Here is an 18,334-nt window from a genome sequence, read left to right as displayed (position 1 = left end):
GGGATGGACCCCCTGTGGCAGGAGTCCGGCTGGCAGGCCGTTCCGGACGGCGCCGGACAGCAGGAAGCCGCTGTCCGGGTCGAGGACATCTCACCTTCTGCCTGGGCAGGCTGGTGGCACGAAGGATGCCCGGGCCTCTGAGCCCGGGAACGTCCGCCGCAGTCCCCGCGACCACCAGGTCGCGGGGACTGCCTTGTTTACGACGTCGTGTCCGGTATTGGTCCGGCAGCCGGCCCGCACCGGTGGCTCATTGGGCAGCAGCCTTACTATCCTAGGAAGTGCAGGCCGGGTAGGACTGGAGGCCGGCACCATTCTGAGGAGGCGCGGCAATGAGCTTGAGTGCGAACCCCGATCCGCTGGAAATCAACATCACCGGGCTGGAGCCCGGCGGTGGCGTCCCGCCGGGGGAGACGCCGCCGGCCGAGGCGCAGACCAACCTCACCCAGGGCCATGGCGAAGGTGGGCCGAAGGCCTGGGTGCCCTGGCTGTGGATCGCGATCATCCTGTTGATCGCCGCAATGATCGCCGTGATGTTCCTGGTCTATGCGGGGATCCTGATTTTCTCCTAGACCCGCGTCCTGGATCCGCGTGGCTAGGCTTCGCCGCCGGGCAGGATCGAGACCTTGACCGAGGCCCCGGTGGTGTCGGCGACGAGGTCCAGTGCCGCCTGGAAGTCCTTGAGCACGAACTGGTCGGTGCAGATCTCGTCCATCGGCAGGATGCCGGATTCGAGCATCTTGATCGCGGCCGGCCAGCAGTGCGGGCCCAGGTGGGCGCCGCGCACGTCCAGCTCCTTGTCGTCGCTGATGATGGACCAGTCCACCGTCACGTCGGAGCCGAAGACCGAATACTCCACGTACGTGCCCAGCTTGCGCAGCAGGTTCAGTCCCTGGCCGACGGCCGAGGGGTGCCCGGTGCCTTCGATGTAGACGTCGGCACCGTAGCCGTCGGTCATGTCCTTGATCAGCTGGACCGCATCTTCCCGGCCCACATTGATGGTGGCGTCGGCGCCGCACTTGCGGGCCAGCGCGAGCTTGTTGTCCGACATGTCCAGCGCCACGACCTTCAGCGGACTCTTGGCTTTTGCGCCCGCCACCATGCCCAGCCCGATCGGACCGCAGCCGGCGATCACGACGACGTCGTCGAAGGTGATGTTGGCGCGCTCGACGGCGTGCAGCGAACAGGACAGCGGTTCGGCGAAGGCTGCGTGCTGCGGGGGCAGTTCCTTGGAGATCCGGTGCGCCCGTGCCTGCTTGGGTACCACCAGGTATTCGGCCATCGCGCCGTGGAAGTTGCGGAAGCCGAACATGTCGTGCGGCCCGCACATCCAGTACTCGCCGCGCACACAGTAGCGGCAGCGTCCGCACGGGACGATCTGCTCGCAGGTGACGCGGTCCCCGACGGCCACGCCGTGGTGGGACGTGGCCTCCTCGTCGGCCTGGATGATGGTGCCGGCGAACTCATGGCCCGGCGTGATCTCCTTTTGCGCCCAGGCTGGCCGGTTCGCGTCCCCCCAGAACTTGGCCGCCCCGTGGTAGCACTTCAGGTCGCTGGCGCACACGCCGACCGCCTCGACCTTCATCAGCATCTGGCCCGGTCCGGGCACCGGAACCGGCAATTCTTCGAGCATGTAGTTTTCCGGCCCATGGCAGATCACGGCCTGCATCGTCTCGGGCAGTCCGGCGGCCGCGGCGTCTGCGGCAGGGGTGGTGGACATTGGTCCTCCTGGAGGATGTGGAAAGTTGTGTGGCTTGGGGGCGGGCCCACCTGCGCTGGCTGCCGCGGGCGGCATCCGGAAGGCCGTTTTGGGTTCGTTGACAGTGAGCAGGCTCACAGTTACATTATGTTTATAACACGAGGAAGTCACAAGATAACCCAAAAATCACAGACTTCCTTTTCCGCCGGCACCGCAAGTCGCCGGACAGCCGGCGGTTCCGACGGCGAACAACCCTGTGGATGGGAGCGTCAATCCGTATGCGAGCCATAGTTTTCGAAGCCCCCGGTGAGTTGGCGCTCCGCGACGTCGCGGACCCTGCTCCCGGCCCCCGCGAAGTGGTCATCGAGGTGGCTGCGGTGGGTATTTGCGGCACCGACACGCACGTCTTCGACGGCGAGTTCGAGGGGACGGTGTTCCCCCTGATCCCCGGCCATGAGGCCTCCGGCGTCGTCGTCGAGACGGGCAGCGAGGTGACCCGCCTTGCGGTCGGCGACCACGTTGTGGTCAACCCGAGCACCACCTGCGGCGAGTGCGAATTTTGCCTCAACGGCAAGTCCAACCTGTGCCGGAGCTGGAACGGACTCGGTGTGGTGGCCAGCGACGGGGCGGCAGCGCAGTACCTGAAGGCCCCGGTCAGCAACGTCTTCCGGCTGAAGCCCGAAACCGACCTGCACCAGGCGGCCTTGGTGGAGCCGCTGGCCTGCGCCATCCGCGGCTACGACATCCTGCCGCGGAAAATGGGCGAGCACTACCTGGTCTACGGTGCCGGGACGATGGGCCTGCTGATGGCCCAGCTGGCCCCGCGGGCCGGCGCGGCCAGCGTCACCGTCGTCGACCTCAGCGCCGGGCGCCGGGAGGCCGCCGGCGAGGTCGGCATCGAGCAGGTATACGGCAGCGCGGACGAAGCGGACCGGAGCCAGTGGGACGTGGTCATCGACTGCACCGGCGTGGTCCGGGCGATCGAGGACGGGTTGCCGCGGGTCAAGGCCGGCGGCACCTTCCAGCACTTCGGCGTCGCCCCGGCCGAAGCCAAGGCCGGCTACTCCCCGTTCCGGGTCTACCGGGACGAACTCAACATCGTCGGCACCATGGCAGTGCTGAACACCTTCGGCCGGGCGGTGGAAATGTTCGAAGCCGGCGCGATCAGGAGCGTGCCGATGATCAGCCATTCCTTCACCCTGGACGACTATTCCGACGCGCTGGACATGTTCCGCCAGGGTTCCGGACGCAAGCTGCAGATCCGTCCCAACGACACCGAATCCAAGGTCCTGCAATGAGCACAGCGACAAGTACCCCCACCTCCGAAACCCCGAAGCCGGGCACGCCCAAAAAAGCCCCCAAAAAATCATTCTTCACGCCCGGGCGGCTGATTGCCGCCGGCGTCATCCTGGTGGTGCTGATCCTGATGTTCTTCAGCACGAAGATCCTGACCGGCAAGGAAGCCACCGAAGCGGCCCCGGGCACTTTCAGTCCGCAGTCCTACGCTCAGGAGAAATTCGACTCCGAAATCGCGCCGGACATCGTCAAGCGGGCCACCGAACTCGCGGTCGTGCAGAAGGCGATTGCGGCCGATCCGGCCGCGGCGGCCAAGAAGTACGGGGTGGTCTCCGGCTCCTCGCCCGCGGTCTATTCGGTCAAGTTCACCGGCACGGCCGGCAAGCCGGAGGCCAACGGGCAGCTGCCGGTCACGGTTCCGGGCATGCCCGCGGACATCAAGGTCCTGGTGCAGACTGGCCCGGCCATCAACGGCACGGCGGTCCGCGATGCCACCGGGAAGGTGCAGTTCTCCCAGTTCAAGAACCAGATCGACTACCAGAACGTGGGAGCCGAGTTGAACAAGCAGGTCAAGGACAAGGTCCTGGCCAACGTGGATCCCGCCTCGCTGGCCGGTAAGAAGGTGGCCGCGGTAGGCGCGTTCAGCCTGATCAATCCGTCCGCCTACATCATCACGCCGGTGCAGATCGGGGAAGCCAAATGAGCGAGGTCGTGCTCCGTGCCCAGAATGTGACCAAGCGCTACGGCGGGACCCAGGCGCTCAAAGGAGTGGACTTCGAGGTCCTCGAAGGCAAGGTCACCTCGCTCTTCGGCGAGAACGGGGCCGGCAAGTCCACGCTGATGAAGATCCTCTCCGGGATCGAACAGCCGACGTCGGGCAGCCTGGAACTGCGCGGCGAACCGGTCGAGTTCGCGAACACCGTCGAAGCCCGGGACCGCGGGATTTCCATCATCCACCAGGAACTGAGCCTGAGCCCGAACCTGAGCGTGCGGGACAACATCTTCATGGGCCGGGAGATCACCGGCAAGGCCGGGATGGTCGACTATGCCGCCGAGCGACAGCTCAGCAAGGAGCTGATGGAGCGGCTCGAGGAGCCCATCGACCCGGACACCAAGGTGGCCGATCTGCGGCTGGGCCAGCAGCAGATCGTCGAAATCGCCCGGGCGCTGTCGGTCAATGCACGGATCCTGATCATGGACGAGCCGACGTCGGCGCTAAGCGCCTCCGAAGTGGAGGTCCTCTTCAAGGTGATCCGGGACCTGACCGCCTCGGGAGTGTCCATCGTCTACATTTCGCACCACCTGGAGGAGGCCATCGAAATCTCCGATCACGCCGTGGTGCTGCGGGACGGATCGATCGTGGCGCAGGCCGAAATTGCCGACGTCGATCTGGACTGGATCGTGGGCAACATGGTCGGCCGCGGCTTCGACCTGGGCAGCCCGCCCAGCCGCGAGCACTTCGGCAGGCCGGCCCTGACCATCCAGCAGGCGATGGTGGCCGACCCCACGAATCCGGAACGGCTCGCCGTCAACGGCGTCTCCATCGAGGTGCGGGCCGGCGAGATTGTCTGCATCTACGGCCTCATGGGCGCAGGCCGGACCGAGCTGCTGGAGGCTGTGGCCGGCCGCGTCCCGCTGGTGGGCGGCACGGTGCTGCTCCAGGATTTCGACGTCGAGGGGCTGACCATTGCCGAGCGCATCGAGGCCGGACTCGGCCTGGTTCCCGAGGACCGGCAGCGGGACGGCCTGGTGCAGACCATGTCCGTGGGCCGGAACCTTTCGCTCGCCAGCCTGGGCTCGTTCCTCAAAGGCCTGGTGCTCTCACGCGCCGACGAAAAGCAGCTCATCCAGCAGATGATCCGGGACGTGCGGGTCAAGACCGCCGGCCCCGGTGCCCCCATCGGATCGCTCAGCGGCGGCAACCAGCAGAAGGTGGTCATCGGGAAGATGCTGGCGACCAATCCCAAGGTCATCCTGCTCGACGAGCCGAGCCGCGGGATCGACATCGGCGCCAAATCCGAAGTCTTCGGCCTGCTCGCCGAACTGGCCGAGAAGGGCCTGGCGGTCCTCTACTCGACCTCGGAAGTCGGCGAGTGCCTCAGCATTGCCCACCGCGTCATCGTGATGAGCAAGGGCCGCATTTCCGCCGAATTCGACGCGGCCCAGACCACCAAAGAGCAGATTATGGCGGCTTCGGGCGAAGCTGCCGTCGCCCTCTAGAGGAACGGAAAAACCGGACATGAGCCAAACACAGACGGCGGCCACCCCGGCCCAGACCGGACGCCCGTCCGGCGGCCTCGACATCCCCAAGCTCCTGCTTGAAGGCCGCGCATTCTTCGCCCTGATCGTCATTATCCTGATTTTCTCCTTCCTGTCGCCGAACTATTTCAGCGTCAACAACCTGCTGACCATGTCGGCCCACGTGGCCGTCTACGCCATCCTGGCGGTCGGCATGCTGATGGTGATCCTCAACGGCGGCATCGACCTGTCGGTGGGCTCCACCGTGGGCCTCGCGGGTGTCATCGCCGGCTTCCTGATGCAGGGAGTCAAGCTGCCGGGCATGGAAGTCACGCTCTACCCGGCGGTCTGGGTCTGCGCTGTCATTGCGCTGGCGGTCGGCGCATTCGTCGGCTGGATCAACGGCATCCTGATCGCCAAGTTCGGCGTCCCTCCGTTCGTGGCCACGCTGGGCACCCTGTATGTGGTCCGCGGCACCGCGCTGCTGATCACCGGCGGCCTGACCTACCCGAACCTGCGCGGCGAGGCCGCGCTGGGCAACACCGGATTCGACGTCCTGGGCTTCAACCGGATCCTGGGCATCCCCACCGGTGTGCTGGTCATGATCGTCATTGCGTTGCTGGGCAGTTTCCTGCTCAACCGCACCGCCTTCGGCCGCTGGCTCTATGCCTCCGGCGGCAACGAGCGGGCAGCCGAGCTCTCCGGCATCCCGGTGAAGAAGGTCCAGATCCGCATCTACATGGCCTCCGGCACCTGCGCCGCGATCGCCGGCGTGATCATCGCCTCTGAACTGACCTCCGCCAATCCCACGGCGGGCACGTCCTTCGAACTGACGGCCATTGCCGCCGTCGTCATCGGCGGCGCCGCCCTCTCCGGCGGACGCGGCAACATCCGCGGCACCCTGCTCGGTGCGTTCGTGATCGGCTTCCTTTCCGACGGCCTGGTGATCATCGGTGTCTCCGAGTACTGGCAGATGGTCTTCAAGGGCGCCGTGATCGTCGTCGCCGTCATGCTCAACCGGATCGAGGGCCGTTCCCGGCGGATCAAGCACGTTGAGGCGCCGGCAGCCGCTCCGCCCGGCCCGTCGGCAGCCGGGACCGCTTCCCCGCCTGCCGGCACCCCGCCGGCCGTCGACGCTGCCGATACCGCCAATCCTGCCAAACCGTGACACTGATGAAAGGTACGTCCATGAAACGTAAGGTGATCGCAGCACTGGCTGCATGCATGACCATTGCGGCACTGTCTGGCTGCGGCGGAGGGGGAGGCGGAACCTCCACCGGTGCCGCCTCCGGTACCGCAGGCGGTGGCAGTGGCAGCAAGCTCATTTTCACCATCGTCAATGATCCGGCGAATCCGTACTGGAAGACCGAAGGGGACACCGTCAAGGCGGCTGGTGAGAAGCTCGGCTACACGGTCGACGTCACGGCACACAAGGGCGATACCAAGGCCGAAAGCGACCTGATCGACACGGCCATTACCAACAAGGCCGCGGCCATCGTGCTGGACCCGGCCAACGCCGACGGCTCGGTGGGGGCTGTGCAGAAGGCTACCGACGCCGGTATCCCGGTCTTCCTGGTCAACGCCGAGATCAACCAGCAGGGCCTGGCCAAGGCCCAGCTGGTCTCGGACAATGCCCAAGGTGCGGCTTTGGGCGCCCAGGAGTTCGTCAAGGCGATGGGTGGCAAGGGGACCTATGTCGAACTCCTCGGCGCACCCTCGGACAACAACGCGGCCACCAGGTCCAACGGCTATGCGACCGTCCTGTCGCAGTACCCGGACCTGAAGCGGGTGGAAGCCCAGGTGGCGAACTGGGACCAGAAGCAGGGCCACGACAAGATGCAGTCGATGCTCCAGGCCCATCCGGACATCCAGGGCGTGCTCTCGGGCAATGACCAGATGGCCCTAGGCGCGATCGCGGCCCTGAAGGAAGCCGGCAAGACCTCGGTCAAGGTCGGCGGCTTCGATGGTTCCCCGGATGCCGTGGACGCGGTCAAGGCCGGCTCGATGGGCTACACGGTGCTCCAGCCGGTGGCCGACTTCTCCAAGAAGGTCGTGGACGAAATCGATTCCTACCTGAAGACCGGCAAGACCGGCTCCGACAGCGAGAAGCAGGCGTTCGACTGCACGCTGATCACCAAGGAGAACGTGGACAAGGTCACCGCTCCGTTCACACTCAGCCAGTAGCAGCACCGCGGGGCGGGCCCGCCGGCCCGCCCCGCGCCCCATCACTTCAGCCCAGGAGACTGCTTTCCCATGGCTTACCTGTTTAATAATCCCGAGGATTTCACCGACGAACTGACCGAGGGATTCGTTGCCGCCTACCCGCAGTGGGTCCGGCGGGTGCCCGGCGGCGTGGTCCGCAGCACCCGGCCGGCTCCGGGCCAGGTGGCGGTCGTGATCGGCGGAGGATCCGGCCACTACCCGGCCTTCGCCGGACTCGTCGGGCCGGGACTGGCCCACGGCGCGGCGATGGGCAACATCTTCGCCTCGCCCTCGGCCCAACAGATCTATTCGGTGGCCAAGGCCGCCCAGAACGGCGGCGGCGTCCTGTTCAGCTACGGCAACTATGCCGGGGACGTCCTGAACTTCACCCAGGCGCAGGACCGGCTGATCGCCGAAGGCATTGAGGCCCGGACCGTCTCGGTGACCGACGACGTCTCCAGCGCTCCGCCGGCCGAGACCGCCAAGCGGCGCGGGGTGGCCGGCGACCTGACCGTGTTCAAGGTGGCCGGCGCCTGTGCGGACGCCGGCGGCGACCTGGACGAAGTGGTCCGGGTGGCTGCGCGGGCCAATGACCGCACGCGCTCCTTCGGCGTGGCCTTCGCCGGCTGCACCCTGCCCGGCTCGAGCGAACCGCTCTTTACCGTGCCGGCCGGAAAGATGGCCGTCGGCCTCGGGATCCACGGCGAACCCGGGATCAGCGAACGGAGCCTGCCCACCGCCGATGAGGCGGCCGAACTGTTCGTGGACACCCTGCTGGCCGACCTGCCCCCGGACATCGCTGCTGGGGATGTCCGGGGCAGCCGGGTCGGGCTGGTCCTCAACGGGCTGGGCTCGGTCAAGTCCGAGGAACTGTTCGTGGTCTTCCGCCGTGTCCGCCAGCTGCTGGACGACGCCGGAATCACCATTGTGGACCCCGAAGTGGGCGAGCTGGTCACCAGTTTCCAGATGGCTGGCGCCTCACTGACCCTGTTCTGGCTGGACGAGGAGCTGGAACGGTACTGGACGGCGCCGGCGAGTACCCCGGCGTTCCGGAAGGGCGCCGTGGCCGCCAGCGTGCAGGGCGCCGCCGAGGGCTACCAGGAGGAGGCCGCGGCGGCGGAGCTGCCGGCGGCGTCGGCCGCCTCACGGGAGGCCGCCGAAGGGGTCCAGGCCATTCTCGAAGCGATGAAGGACCTGCTGGATGAACAGGCTCCGGAACTGGGCCGGCTCGATTCGGTCGCCGGCGACGGGGACCATGGCATCGGCATGCAGCGCGGCGCCACCGCCGCCGTGGCCGCCGGACGCGACGCCCTGGCCGCCGGCGCCGGGGCCGGCTCCCTGCTGCAGTTGGCCGGCGACGCGTGGGCGGACAAGGCCGGCGGCACCTCCGGGGCGCTGTGGGGCATGGCGTTGAACACCGTCGGCGCCCGGGTGGGTAACGACGTTCCGCCCGACGCCGTCTCCGTGTCCGCGGGCATCGCCGAGGCGGGGCAGAAAATCCAGCAATTCGGCAAGGCCAGCCTCGGCGACAAGACCCTGCTGGACGTGCTGCTGCCCTTCAGCGACTCGCTCAGTGAACACGTCCGTGCCGGGTCCTCGCTGCGCGCCGCCTGGTCGGCAGCGGCCGACGTCGCCCAGCGGTCGGCGGACGCCACCGCACAGATGGTGCCGAAGATGGGCCGCGCCCGCCCGCTGGCCGAAAAAAGCGTGGGCACGCCCGATCCCGGGGCGGTGTCGATGGCCATGGTGGCCCGCACGATCGAACGCAAGCTTTTGGAAGGCGGGCCCGGAGCGAAACCGCGGGGATATAACAATCAAGGAGAAACTTATGACTAAGAAGCTTCGCCTCGTCGTCGGCAGCGACGACGCAGGCCTGGACTACAAAGAGAAGATCAAGGCGGACCTGCAGTCCAACGAGCGGGTGGAATCGGTCGTCGACGTCGGCGTCGGGGACGAGGAGAACACCGCCTACCCCAGCATTGCCATCGCCGCCGCCGAGCTGATCGCCAAGGGCGAGGCCGACCGGGCGCTGCTGGTCTGCGGCACCGGGCTGGGGGTGGCGATTGCGGCCAACAAGGTTCCGGGCATCCGCGCCGTCACCGCGCATGACAGCTACTCGGTGGAGCGCGCTGTGCTGAGCAACAACGCCCAGGTGCTGACCTTCGGCCAGCGCGTCGTCGGCATCGAGCTGGCCCGCCGGCTGGCGCAGGAATGGCTCACCTACGAATTCGACGAGTCCTCTCCGTCAGCGAAGAAGGTCCAGCTGATGACCGACTATGAAACGCAGAACATGACCGCGCCGCCGGCCGGTTCCCGGGCGCCGACGGAAGCATGAGCACTGAGCCGGCTCCCACCCTGCTGGGGGTGAGCCTGAAGATGTACTTCGGCTACCAGCAGACCGTGGACTGGTGCCGGGCCGTTGCCCGGATGGCGGCGGACCACCCGGCCCTGGGCAGCGGCAAGGTGGCGCTGTTCATCCTGCCGAGCTTCCCGGCGCTGGTCCCCGCCGGGCAGGCCTTCGCCGGCGGCCCGGTGGGGCTCGGGGCGCAGAACCTGTACTGGGAGGACAGCGGGCCGTACACGGGGGAGGTCAGCGGGCCGCAGCTGCGGGAGGCCGGCTGCCGGTATGTGGAGGTCGGCCACGCCGAACGGCGCCGGCTCTTCGCCGAGGATGACCGGACCGTGGCCGTCAAGACCGCCGCCGCGCTGCGCAACGGCCTGGCTCCCGTCATCTGCATCGGCGAAGAGCAGCGGCTGCCGGTGGAGGAAGCGGCCCGGGTCTGCACCGCCCAGCTGGCCGCGGCGGTGCGGAGCGTGCCGGGCCGGCAGGACCTGCCGGTCATCGCCGCCTACGAGCCGGTCTGGGCGATCGGTGCCAGCGAGCCGGCCTCGGCGGAGCACATCCGCGGCGTCTGCGCCCTCCTGCAGGCCTGGCTCGCCGGCCAGGACCGGTTCACCCGGCACCAGGTGATCTACGGCGGCAGCGCGGGGCCGGGCCTGCTGACCCGGCTGGGCCAGGAGGTGGACGGGCTGTTCCTGGGGCGTTTCGCGCACGACGTCGGGGCGCTGGCGGACATTGTCGATGAAGCCGCGGCCCGGTCACAATGACCCGGGCCGGGGCGGACCGACATAGGGTTGAAACGGCCGGACCACGGACCGGCCGCCGGAGGAGATGATTTTCAGGAGGAAGCATGAAGACCGAGGGGGGAAACGCGCGGGCGCGGCTGTCCCGGCAGCTGGAACGGCAGCGGACCATCTCGGAGATGGTGATGGCCGAAGGCGCGGTGCGGATCGACGAACTGGCCGAGCGGTTCGGCACCAGCCAGATGACCGTCCACCGGGACCTGGACGAACTGGAGGCCCGGGGGCTGCTGCGCAAGTCGCGCGGCGTGGCCACGGCGCTGTCCTCCAGCCTGGTCGAATCCAGCGACGTCTACCGGTCCGGCCTGCAGCGCGAAGAGAAGAGGGAAATCGCCAAGGCCGCGCTCGAATTCGTGGAACCGGGGCAGGCCATTTTCGTGGACGATTCGACGACGGTGCTGGAACTGGCCAAGATGCTTCCCTCCCGCGCCCCGCTGACGGTGCTGACCAATGTCCTGACCGTCATCAACGAGCTCAAGAGCGCCCGCGGCATCTCGCTGGTGGCCCTCGGCGGGACGTACTACAACTGGTGCAGCTCCTTCATGGGCGGGATGACCACCGAGGCCATCCGGAACCTGCGGGCGGACCTGTTTGTGATGTCCGCCGCCGCGGTCATCGACGATGTGTGTTTCCACCAGAGCCAGGAGACGGTGGACGTCAAGAAGGCCATGTTCGAGGCCTCAGCCAGGCGGCTGCTGCTGGTGGACCACACCAAGTTCGAGAAGCGCGCGCTGCACGCGCTGGCGCCGTTGTCCGGGTTCGACGCCGTTGTGGTAGATTCGCGGACCAAGCCCGACGACATCGCCCGCCTGGAATCCCGGAACATTCCGGTGGTGGTGGCTGGCAACCATGTCCGGGAGGCTGCGGCAAAGCACAGCTGAGGCACCGGTCCGGCCGGGGAAAGGAAACGCGCACATGCCCGGCACCGTAGGAGTCATCGGATCCATCAACGTCGACCTGACCCTGCTGGTGGACCGGATCCCCGGCCCCGGCGAAACGCTGCTGGGTTCCGGGGGCACCCTGTCGCCCGGCGGCAAGGGCGCCAACCAAGCCGTCGCCGCGGCCAGGCAGGGCGCCGCCGTGCTGCTGGTCGGGGCGGTGGGCAGGGACGCCAATGCCGCCGCCGCCACCGAACTGCTGCGGCAAAGCCGGGTGGACCTGGCCCTGGTGGCCGAGGCCGATGACCCCACCGGCCTGGCCGTGGTCACCGTGGACCGGCAGGCCGAAAACAGCATCGTCGTCGTGCCCGGGGCCAACCTGGCCGTGGACATCGCCCGGGTCACCGCGGCACTGCCGCGCCTGGCCGGCTGCGACGTCGTGGTGCTGCAGGGCGAAGTCCCGCCGCAGACCGTCGAGTACGCCCTGGACGCGCTCGCCGCCGCCGGTGTCCGCACCGTGCTGAACCTGGCGCCGGTGGTGCCGCTGGCGGCCGAGGCCATCCGGCGGGCAGCCGTCCTGGTGGTCAACGAACACGAGGCGGAGCAGGCCCTGCGCATCCTGACCGGCGGCCGGCTGGACCTGACCGGGGAGCCGGTGCCGGACGGGACCGCACTGGCGCGGGCACTGGCCGCCGCCGGGCTGGCCGCGGTGGTGGTGACACTGGGCGCCCGGGGCGCCGTACTGGCCGACGGCGGGGGCACCGTGCATGTGCCGGCTCCGGCGGTAGCGGCGGTCGATACCACCGGCGCCGGTGATGCCTTCGTCGGGGCCATGGCCGCAGGGCTGGCGAGCGGGCTGGCGCTGCAGCAGGCATGCGAACTGGCGGCGGAGGTAGCGGCCCGCACGGTCACCGCCCCGGGGGCGCAGCAGTCCTATCCATGGGCCGGGGAGCCGGGCCGGCCGTCCGCTGGCGGATAATAGGGGGATTGCTTGAAGGAGGAATCATTGGACAACGCCCATGGGCTGACGGATACCGACGGTGCGCTGGTGCTGATCCGGCACGGCGAGACGGATTGGAATGCGGCCGGGCGCCTGCAGGGGCGTACCGACATTCCGCTTAACGACGTCGGCCGCGGCCAGGCCCGGGATGCCGGAGCGGCGCTGGCCGGCGGCGGCTGGGACCTGCTGGTGTCCTCGCCGCTGCAGCGCGCCGTCGAAACCGCCCGGATCATCGGCGCCGCCGCGGGGCTCGAACTGGCGCTGACGCTGCCCGGACTGCTCGAGCGCGACTACGGCCGGTGCGAAGGCGAGTACCTCAACGGCCTGAGCGAACCGGAAATGACCCCGATCTTCGGGGCGGCCGAGGCCGAGGCGGAGGTGGCCGCCCGCGGCGTCGCGGCGCTGCGCGAGCTGGCCGGCCGGCATCCCGGGCGCCGGATCGTCGCCGTCGCCCACGGCACCCTCATCCGGCTGACCATGTCCGCGCTGCTGGGCCGGCCGCATCCCCGGGTGCCCAACGCGCAGGCCGTGCCGGTGGACCTGGAGCTGCTGCGCCGGTACCCCGCAGCGGAAGAGCCGGCCGCCGTCCCGGCCGCCGCCGGCTGACCGGCCCGGTCAGGCCGGACCCAGCGGCCGCACGGCGACCTGTCCCGCCGCCACCTCCCAGCGGGTGTCCAGCCGGACGTTTTCGAGCAGCCGGCGGTCGTGCGAGACCAGCAGCAGGGCGCCGTCGTAGGTTTCCAGCGCCTGTTCCAGCTGTTCGATGGCGGGCAGGTCCAGATGGTTGGTGGGCTCGTCCAGCACCAGCAGGTTCACCCCGCGCGCCTGCAGCAGCGCCAGCGCGGCGCGGGTCCGTTCGCCGGGGGAGAGGCGGTCCACGGTGCTGCCGGTCTGGTCCGCCTTCAGACCGAACTTGGCCAGCAGCGTGCGCACCTCGGAACGGTTGAGCGCGGGGACCTGGGCTTCGAAGGCCTCGGCCAGCGGCTGCTCCGGCGCCAGCAGCCGGCGAGCCTGGTCGATTTCGCCGACGGCGACGGAGGCACCCAGCGTGGCTCCGCCGCCGTCGGGCGCCTCATGGCCGAGCAGCAGGCGCAGCAGCGTGGACTTGCCCGCGCCGTTGGGGCCGGTGATGCCGATCCGCTCGCCGGCGTCCACCTGCACCGACACCGGGCCGAGGGTGAAGTCCCCGCGCCGGGCCACCGCCTGGTTCAGGGTGGCCACCACCGAACTCGACCGCGGGGCGGCGCCGATGCTGAACTGCAGCTGCCATTCCTTGCGCGGCTCCTCGACCTCGTCCAGCCGGGCGATGCGCGATTCCATCTGGCGCACCTTCTGGGCCTGCTTCTCCGAGGACTCGGTGTTGGCCCGGCGGCGGATCTTGTCATTGTCCGGACTCTTCTTCAGCGCGTTGCGCACACCCTGGGAGCTCCATTCGCGCATCGTCCGGGCCCGGCCGACGAGCTCGGCCTTCTTCCCGGCGAATTCCTCGTAGGCTTCGCGGGCGTGCCGGCGGGCCACCGTGCGCTCGGCCAGGAAGGAATCGTAGCCGCCGTCGTACACCGCCACCTGGCCCTGGGCCAGGTCCAGCTCCACCACGGTGCTGACGCAGCGGGCCAGGAATTCCCGGTCATGGGAGACCAGCACGACGCCGCCGCGCAGGCCCTGGACGAACTCCTCCAGCCGGGCCAGCCCGGCCAGGTCCAGGTCGTTGGTCGGCTCGTCCAGCAGCACGATGTCGAAGCGGCTGAGCAGCAGGGCGGCCAGTGCCACGCGCGCGGCCTGCCCGCCGGACAGCCCGGTCATCGGTGCCTCGGGCCCGGTGTCCAGGCCCAGCTCCGCCAGCATGCCGGGAATGCGCTCGTCCAGGTCCGCCGCGCCGCAGGCCAGCCAGTGCTCCAGCGCGGAGGCATAGGCGTCCTCGGCCGGCCTGCCGCCCGAGCCCAGCGCCTCCGCGGCCGCCTCCATCGCCGCGGTGGCCGCGGCCGCACCGGTGCGCCGGGCCAGGTAGGCCGCAACGCTCTCGCCGGCAATCCGCTCGTGCTCCTGCGGCAGCCAGCCGATGAAGGCATCGGCTGGCGCGGCACTGACGGTGCCGGCCAGCGGCTGGTCCACCCCGGCCAGGATCCGCAGCAGGGTGGATTTGCCGGCACCATTGGCGCCGACGACGCCGACGACGTCCCCGGGGGCCACGGTCAGGTCGAGGTGGGAAAAGAGGGTGCGGTGGGCGTGGCCGCCGGAGAGGTCCTTTGCCACGAGTGTTGCGGTCATCCCTCCAGTCTAGGGAGCCCGCCGGCGGCACCGGCACGGGTGTGCCCGGCAGGCTGGTCCGCACCGGCGGGCCGGGCTTACGCTGGAGGTCCGGGAGGACCCCGGTTGTGCAGCCGCAGACAGCGAGGTTCCGGATGCACCATCCCCGCCCTGCCAGGCCGGTCCCGTGCAGGAAGTGATCGAGGAGGAGCGCCCGCGCCGCGGCCGGGTGCTGGCGGTGGTGTCTGCCATCGGCCCGCCGATTACCCTATCCACCGCGCTGCTGATCTACTTCGGCTGGGTCCGCGCCGACGCCCAGGCCCGCGCCATGGGCCTGGACGTGACGCTGTTCGGCTACACCACCCAGGACCTGATCCTGTTCAGCCTGAGCCATTTGTTCATTCCGCTGGTTTTTGCCCTCGTCGCCGGCCTTATCTGGCTCACGCTGGACCGCTGGCTGCTGCGCCGGATCCACGATCCGGCGACACGCGGAACGGTGCACCGCTATACCTTGGTTGCCGTCGTTGCCGGTGTCCTGGTGGCGGCCGTGATGCTGTTGCTGGAACTCTCCGCGGCCGGGGACGGACCGCTCTTCGGGCCGTACGTGATGGCGGGCGGCGTGCTGCTGGCTGCCTGGGCAGTGCGGCTGCGCCGGCTGGCGCGCAGCGTCCCGGAGCAGCGGCCGCCGGTGGAACAGCGCGCGGCCGAGGCGGCGCTGGTGTTCGGGCTGGTGTCGTTGCTGATGTTCTGGGGCGCCGCGGACCATGCCCAGGCCGTGGGCCAGTCACTGGCTGCCAGCCTGGAGCAGCGCGTGGCCACCCTGCCCCACGCCGAGCTGTACAGCGTGAAACCCCTGGGCATCGGCGGTCCGGCGGTGCGGGAGGTCAGGCTCGGCAGCGCCGCCTCGCCGCTCTACCGCTACGACGGGCTGCGCCTACTGGAGGTCAGCGGCGGCCGCTTCTTTTTCCTGCACGACGGCTGGACCGTGCGCAACGGCGTGGTGGTGGTGCTGCCGGACGACAACTCGGTGCGGATCGAATTCGGCCGCTGAGGCCGCCGGACTACGGGATGTTCCTTGGACCACGGCATAATAGGCGGCAATGAAGACTTCGAAGCCGGAGCAGGTGGTCCTGCTCGACGGCGGCCTCAAGCCCATCGGGGTGGCCGACAAGGCCAGCGTGCATACCGGGGAAACCCCGCTGCACCTGGCTTTCTCCTGCCATATCTCCGATGCCCGCGGCCACGTGCTGGTGACCCGCCGGGCGTTGTCCAAGCAGGCCTGGCCGGGGGTGTGGACCAACTCCGCCTGCGGCCACCCGGGCCCGGGCGAGCGCCTCGAGGATGCCGTGCGCCGCCGGGTCCGGTACGAGCTGGGGCTGGAGCTGGAGGATCTGAAGCTGGTCCTGCCTCAGTTCCGCTACCGCGCCGTGGACGCCTCCGGGATCGTGGAGAACGAGTTCTGCCCGGTCTTCACCGCGCTGGCCGCCGGGGCCCCGGACCCGCGGCCGGACGAGGTGGCCGAATACCGCTGGGTGAATCCCTCGGACCTGCGCACCGCCGTGGCCGCCGCTCCGTGGGCATTCAGCCCGTGGCTGGTGCTGCAGCTGCCGCAGCTGGACTGACCGGCACCGCTCCCGGCGGGACAGCCTACTCGGCGTCCGGGGCCGGGAGCCGGATGGACAGCGGGTCCATCTCCTGGCCGGTACCGTACTGCTGGTTGAAGACGTCGCTGCCTTCCCGGGTCAGGCGCGTCTCGAGTCCCTGCCAGACGAGGCTGCCGCCGATCGTCTGGGGCACGGCGGCAGCGAAGCTGATCAGCGGGATCCGTTCCGCGGCCTCGCCGGGCTCGCCCAGGGCCACGGTCAGGAAGCCGCCGCCGGATCCGAGCTCGATCCACGGATTGGCGATCTGGACGAACATCATGCCGAAATGTCCCTCCAGGCGCACGTCGCCGCGGAAGCGCAGGATCCCGGTCCCCGCCGCCGGATCGAAACTGCCGCCGTCGGGCGGGAAATTGAAGAAACCCGATTCCAGCACCGAGGCGCCCTCGACGGCAGCCACCGCCCCGTCGGGCAGGCTGGTCAGGTACCTGACGAAGCTGCGTTTGACCCCCCAGGTCAGGCCCTCCGGCGGGAGGAGGTCCCGGGCCGGGGCCGCCGGGACGGTGTCGGCATGGTTGTTCACGAAGTGCTCCTGGACTCGGTCGTATTGTCTTTGAGCCTAATCGGAGCAGGCCGGTGCGTCATCCACCGCCGCCCGCTGGTTACGGACCATGTCGGGACGGTGCCGGGCGGGCGTCTGCGGGCGGCCTCCTCGGGCCGCCCGCAGCCGGGATCAGCTAAGCCGGGCCTCGACGGCCCGGGCGGCGGTGAATCCGCTCTCGATGGCGCCGTCGATGAAGCCGCCCCAGCCGTTGGCGTAGTCCGAGCCGGCCAGGAAGACCCGGTCCTCGGGCCGCTGCAGTTCGCCGAGGCTCATCGACAGGTAGCCGGTGTAGTGCATCGGCCAGGTGGACTTGGCGAATCCATCCTGGACCCAGGCATGGCCGGCGACCTCGAGGACTTCGACGCCCGGCAGGAGCCGCTCGAGGATGGCCTGCGCCGCGGCGGCGTCCTCGACGTCAACCTGGGTGCCGTCCGGGCCGAAGGCCACCAGCGTGGTCGAATCCTCGTCGAAGTACTCCGATTGGACGAAGTTCAGCGGCCAGTCCTCGGCACCGAAGGCGACCAGCCGCTCCAGCCGGCCCTTGACCTTGATCCACAGCTTGGCGCCGCGTCCGGCCTGGCCGCGGGCCGCGGCCGCCTGTTTGCCCTCGGACAGGGCCGGCGAAAACTCGACCGTGTCCAGTGCGTTCAGCGGCAGCGTGGCGACGACGGCGCGCGCGGCCCAGCTGCGCCCGTCCGCGGTGGTGACCACCACGCCGTCGCCGTCCTGCCGCACCTGCTGCACCACGGCGTTGAGCTCCAGCTGGGCGCCCGCGTCCGCGAGCATGGCCTCGGCCAGGGCCACGGTGCCGCCTTCCACCTTGTAGGTGGCGCAGGCCTCGAACATGAGCTTCCAGTCGCCGCTGGCCGCCGAGCACCAGCGCAGGGCCTGGGTGAGGGCGGCGTCCTGGATCCGGCCGTTGAAGTTCAGCGACCAGAAGGTGCGCAGCAGCTGGCGCTGCTCTTCGGGCAGGCCGAGGGCGTCGATGGACTCGGCGACGCTTTGGTGGTCCACGCCCTTGACCGCCGGGTTGGCCAGCGGCTGGTAGGGCAGCGGGATCAGCTCGCGGGCCTGGGCCAGCAGCCGCTGGTTCGGCTCGTCGAGCAGCTCCAGGACCTGTTCGGCCGGGCCTTCGCGGCGCTGTCCGTCGGCCCACCAGTAGGCCTTTTCGAATTCCGGACCGGTGACGACGCCGATGCCGTACCGGGTCAGTTCGGCCCACACATGCGGCTGGACCCAGTGGACCCAGGTGCCGCCGAGTTCCAGGTTCCGGCCGAGCCCGGGCTCCACCCAGGTGCGCCCGGCAATCCGGTCGCGCGCCTCGAGGAGGGTGACGGAGCGGCCCTTGGCGGTCAGTTCCCGGGCGGCGGTGAGGCCGGCAAAGCCGGCACCGATGACGACGACGTCGGTGGTTTGCATAGCGGTGGTTCC

General features: G+C 69.4%; 19 protein-coding genes. 15 read left to right on the top strand and 4 right to left on the bottom strand.

What is annotated here, in order from left to right; genetic code table 11:
• Positions 1–3 precede the first annotated feature (3 nt).
• Complete coding sequence (locus tag LVY72_RS02615) at positions 4–141, top strand: hypothetical protein (protein WP_237817887.1); 138 nt, start codon at positions 4–6, stop codon at positions 139–141.
• A gap of 188 nt (positions 142–329) precedes the next feature.
• Entirely contained in the window at positions 330–569 is a 240-nt protein-coding gene (locus LVY72_RS02610; RefSeq protein ID WP_237817886.1) for a DUF6480 family protein, read from the top strand.
• Positions 570–592: 23 nt separating this feature from the next.
• Here the strand turns inward: LVY72_RS02610 and LVY72_RS02605 are convergent, their stop codons facing one another.
• Positions 593–1,717 (bottom strand): alcohol dehydrogenase catalytic domain-containing protein, encoded by a 1,125-nt coding sequence (locus tag LVY72_RS02605; protein WP_237817885.1) that lies wholly within the window; start codon positions 1,715–1,717, stop codon positions 593–595.
• A 257-nt stretch (positions 1,718–1,974) separates the two neighbouring features.
• Here LVY72_RS02605 and LVY72_RS02600 point away from each other — a divergent pair, with 257 nt between their 5' ends.
• From LVY72_RS02600 to LVY72_RS02550, 11 genes are all read left to right on the top strand, one after another.
• Positions 1,975–2,994, top strand: a complete 1,020-nt coding sequence (locus LVY72_RS02600; protein WP_237817884.1) for a zinc-dependent alcohol dehydrogenase family protein — start codon at positions 1,975–1,977, stop codon at positions 2,992–2,994.
• Positions 2,991–3,695, top strand: a complete 705-nt coding sequence (locus tag LVY72_RS02595; RefSeq protein ID WP_237817883.1) for a DUF2291 family protein — start codon at positions 2,991–2,993, stop codon at positions 3,693–3,695. Before LVY72_RS02600 ends, LVY72_RS02595 begins: the two co-directional genes overlap by 4 nt.
• Entirely contained in the window at positions 3,692–5,212 is a 1,521-nt protein-coding gene (locus LVY72_RS02590; protein WP_237817882.1) for a sugar ABC transporter ATP-binding protein, read from the top strand. Before LVY72_RS02595 ends, LVY72_RS02590 begins: the two co-directional genes overlap by 4 nt.
• Positions 5,213–5,231: 19 nt before the next feature.
• Positions 5,232–6,398: an ABC transporter permease gene (locus LVY72_RS02585; RefSeq protein WP_237817881.1), complete on the top strand. Its 1,167-nt coding sequence runs from the start codon at positions 5,232–5,234 to the stop codon at positions 6,396–6,398.
• 20 nt (positions 6,399–6,418) lie between these two features.
• Entirely contained in the window at positions 6,419–7,414 is a 996-nt protein-coding gene (locus tag LVY72_RS02580; protein WP_237817880.1) for a D-ribose ABC transporter substrate-binding protein, read from the top strand.
• A 69-nt stretch (positions 7,415–7,483) separates the two neighbouring features.
• Positions 7,484–9,268, top strand: a complete 1,785-nt coding sequence (locus LVY72_RS02575) for a dihydroxyacetone kinase family protein (RefSeq protein WP_237817879.1) — start codon at positions 7,484–7,486, stop codon at positions 9,266–9,268.
• On the top strand, positions 9,261–9,767 hold the full coding sequence (locus LVY72_RS02570) for a ribose-5-phosphate isomerase (protein WP_237817878.1): 507 nt from the start codon (positions 9,261–9,263) through the stop codon (positions 9,765–9,767). The genes LVY72_RS02575 and LVY72_RS02570 overlap by 8 nt, the downstream gene beginning before the upstream one ends.
• A complete protein-coding gene (locus LVY72_RS02565) occupies positions 9,764–10,540 on the top strand; it encodes a triose-phosphate isomerase family protein (RefSeq protein WP_237817877.1) in 777 nt (258 codons plus the stop codon). The genes LVY72_RS02570 and LVY72_RS02565 overlap by 4 nt, the downstream gene beginning before the upstream one ends.
• Positions 10,541–10,623: 83 nt before the next feature.
• Positions 10,624–11,454 (top strand): DeoR/GlpR family DNA-binding transcription regulator, encoded by an 831-nt coding sequence (locus tag LVY72_RS02560; protein ID WP_237817876.1) that lies wholly within the window; start codon positions 10,624–10,626, stop codon positions 11,452–11,454.
• A gap of 34 nt (positions 11,455–11,488) precedes the next feature.
• Positions 11,489–12,430, top strand: coding sequence for a ribokinase (locus LVY72_RS02555; RefSeq protein WP_237817875.1), 942 nt, complete (start codon positions 11,489–11,491; stop codon positions 12,428–12,430).
• A gap of 27 nt (positions 12,431–12,457) precedes the next feature.
• Complete coding sequence (locus LVY72_RS02550; RefSeq protein WP_237817874.1) at positions 12,458–13,057, top strand: histidine phosphatase family protein; 600 nt, start codon at positions 12,458–12,460, stop codon at positions 13,055–13,057.
• Positions 13,058–13,066: 9 nt separating this feature from the next.
• Here the strand turns inward: LVY72_RS02550 and LVY72_RS02545 are convergent, their stop codons facing one another.
• Positions 13,067–14,719 carry an ABC-F family ATP-binding cassette domain-containing protein gene (locus LVY72_RS02545; protein ID WP_237817873.1) on the bottom strand — a complete coding sequence of 551 codons (1,653 nt, stop codon included), beginning with the start codon at positions 14,717–14,719 and terminating at the stop codon, positions 13,067–13,069.
• A 166-nt stretch (positions 14,720–14,885) separates the two neighbouring features.
• Between LVY72_RS02545 and LVY72_RS02540 the strand changes: the two genes are divergently transcribed.
• Both LVY72_RS02540 and idi read left to right on the top strand, forming a co-directional pair.
• On the top strand, positions 14,886–15,749 hold the full coding sequence (locus tag LVY72_RS02540; RefSeq protein WP_237817872.1) for a hypothetical protein: 864 nt from the start codon (positions 14,886–14,888) through the stop codon (positions 15,747–15,749).
• 49 nt (positions 15,750–15,798) lie between these two features.
• A complete protein-coding gene (gene idi, locus LVY72_RS02535) occupies positions 15,799–16,320 on the top strand; it encodes an isopentenyl-diphosphate Delta-isomerase (RefSeq protein WP_237817871.1) in 522 nt (173 codons plus the stop codon).
• Positions 16,321–16,345: 25 nt separating this feature from the next.
• On the opposite strand, the gene LVY72_RS02530 is transcribed toward idi, so the two are convergent.
• Entirely contained in the window at positions 16,346–16,882 is a 537-nt protein-coding gene (locus LVY72_RS02530; protein ID WP_237817870.1) for an HtaA domain-containing protein, read from the bottom strand.
• A 150-nt stretch (positions 16,883–17,032) separates the two neighbouring features.
• Positions 17,033–18,322, bottom strand: coding sequence for a flavin monoamine oxidase family protein (locus LVY72_RS02525; RefSeq protein ID WP_237817869.1), 1,290 nt, complete (start codon positions 18,320–18,322; stop codon positions 17,033–17,035).
• Positions 18,323–18,334: the final 12 nt, after the last annotated feature.

This window comes from Arthrobacter hankyongi (genome assembly GCF_022012395.1).
Lineage (GTDB): Bacteria > Actinomycetota > Actinomycetes > Actinomycetales > Micrococcaceae > Crystallibacter > Crystallibacter hankyongi.
This window is presented reverse-complemented; position numbering and strand designations above follow the sequence as displayed.